Annotated in this window: 3 protein-coding genes; 2 read left to right on the forward strand and 1 reads right to left on the reverse strand. The window is 73.5% G+C overall.

Features of this window, described 5'->3' with window-relative positions:
• Together FV223_RS26170 and FV223_RS26175 are read left to right on the forward strand one after the other, a co-directional pair.
• Positions 1–852 (forward strand): EamA family transporter (locus FV223_RS26170; protein WP_246689818.1); only part of this gene is annotated, 852 nt, incomplete at its 5' end.
• A 71-nt stretch (positions 853–923) separates the two neighbouring features.
• A complete protein-coding gene (locus FV223_RS26175) occupies positions 924–1,349 on the forward strand; it encodes a GFA family protein (RefSeq protein ID WP_147729667.1) in 426 nt (141 codons plus the stop codon).
• A gap of 26 nt (positions 1,350–1,375) precedes the next feature.
• Here FV223_RS26175 and FV223_RS26180 read toward each other — a convergent pair whose 3' ends face one another.
• Entirely contained in the window at positions 1,376–1,933 is a 558-nt protein-coding gene (locus FV223_RS26180) for a metallophosphoesterase (RefSeq protein ID WP_147729668.1), read from the reverse strand.
• Positions 1,934–2,062: the final 129 nt, after the last annotated feature.

A 2,062-nucleotide genomic window follows, 5' to 3' on the forward strand; every position in this document is an offset into this window, starting at 1 on the left:
CGTGACGCCCATGCCCGGCGACCGCGCATGACCCCGCTCGTCCTCGCCTGCGTCGTCGGCGCCGCGATCCTCCATGCCGGCTGGAACGCGGTGCTGCGCGGCGGCAGCGACCGGCTGTGGTCGATGACCCTGATGATGATCGCCGTCGCCGCCGTCTCGGCGGTCGCGGTCGCGCTCCTGCCGTGGCCGGACGCGGCGAGCAGGCCCTACGTGATCGCCTCCGCGCTGATCCACACCGCCTATAACCTCTCCCTGGTGCGGACCTATCGCTCGGGCGACCTCGGGCAGACCTACCCGATCTCGCGCGGCTCATCGCCCGTCCTCGTCGCCCTCGGCGCCGCGGTGTTCGCGCACGAGACGCCCGGCGCGGTCGCCGTCCTCGGCATCGTCCTGGTCTCGGGCGGCATCCTATCCCTCGCCTTCCAGGGGCGGATGCGGGCGGATTTCGTCCCGGCCGCGCTCACCACCGGATCGCTGATCGGGGCCTACACCGTCGTCGACGGCATCGGGGTGCGGCTGTCGGGGAACAGCCTGTCCTACGCGGCGAGCATGTTCCTGCTGTGGAGCCTGACCATGCCGCCGCTCTACTGGGCGATGCGCGGGACGCCGCCGGCCTATACCGGCGCGCAGACCGCGATGGCGCTCGCCGGCGGCCTGGTCTCGCTGCTCGCCTACGGCATCGTGATCTGGGCGATGCAGTCCGACGCGATGGGGGCGGTCTCGGCCCTGCGCGAGACCAGCGTGGTCTACGCCGCCCTCATCGGACGGCTCTTTCTCGGCGAGGAACTGAGCCCGCGGCGGATCGCGTCCTGCCTCGCCGTCGCCCTCGGCGCGGCATGCCTGGCGTGGTGATCCGGCCGGGGCGGACCACCGAGGCCGCGGCGCGGCCGCGCGCGTGATCGGAAGTGGACGACGGAGGCGACATGGCGAACGACACGACGACCCTGACGGGCCGGTGCCATTGCGGCGCGGTCCGGTTCTCGGCGACGCTCGGCGACGGCTTCCGGTCGATCCGCCGCTGCACCTGCTCCTATTGCCGGATGCGCGGCGCCGTCGTCGCGATGGCGGCGATGGGCGGGGTCGAGATCCTGGAGGGCGAGGCGGCGCTGACGCGCTACCGCTTCCACACCGGCACGGCGCAGCACTTCTTCTGCGCGCGCTGCGGGGTCTACACCCATCACCAGCGCCGGTCCGACCGGACCCTGTACGCGGTCAACGTCGCCTGCCTCGACGGGGTCAGCCCGTTCGATTTCGCGGAGGTTCCGGTGATGGACGGGATCAACCACACCAGCGACACCGGCCAGCCGACCCGGCGCGCGGGCACGCTGCGCTTCGTCCCGGCCGATTGACGCCGGCGGGCCGGCGCAGGCGCGTCTCAGCGCAGGCCGCGGATCGCCATCTCCTCGGGCGCCTGTTCGGCGGCGTCCTGGCGGGCGAGCACCTCGGCGAGGTCGACCGGTCGGTAATCCTGCGCGTCGACGCCGACGTCGCAGGATCGGCTGGTGTCGGGCAGGCAGGCGTGGGTGTGGCCGTAGAGGTGCCGGGTCTCGCGCCAGAAGCCCGGCCACGAGCGATGCGGGTAGTGCGACAGGAACAGGCGCTGCGGGCGGCCGGCGGCATCCATCACGCTGATGCGGGCGCTGTCGACCGGCGGCTCGGCCCAGGGCAGGTCGAGCACGCGGTTGGTGTCGTGGTTGCCGCGCACCAGCCGCTTCACGCCGTTCAGCCGCCGGAAGATCGCGGCGCAATGCGCGCGGCTCGCCTCGGCGGCGAAGTCGCCGAGGTGCCAGACCTCGTCGTCGGCGCCGATGCGCGCGTTCCAGCGCGCGACCAGCGCTTCGTCGTGGTCCTCGACCGACCCGAAGGCGCTGCGCCGGCGCCGGACGAGGTCGGCATCGCCGAAATGCGTGTCGGCCGTGAAGTAGGTCGCCATGGATCCTGGGTCGCTCGAGCCCGGCTGGACGGTCGCCGAGACCCGAAGTGGCGCCCCGCGCGGCCGCCGCCACCCGACGCGGCATTGGACCGCTCTCCGGGCGGCCGGGCGCCGCCGCGCGTCAGGGGG

Origin of the sequence: Methylobacterium sp. WL116 (genome assembly GCF_008039455.1) — a bacterium.
In the GTDB taxonomy this organism is placed as follows: Bacteria; Pseudomonadota; Alphaproteobacteria; order Rhizobiales; family Beijerinckiaceae; genus Methylobacterium.

What these genes read in the sequence shown, in the direction of transcription:
- FV223_RS26175 (WP_147729667.1), top strand. Translation starts at nt 924, where the DNA reads ATGGCGAACGACACGACGACCCTGACGGGCCGGTGCCATTGCGGCGCG.
- FV223_RS26180 (WP_147729668.1), bottom strand. Translation starts at nt 1,933, where the DNA reads ATGGCGACCTACTTCACGGCCGACACGCATTTCGGCGATGCCGACCTC.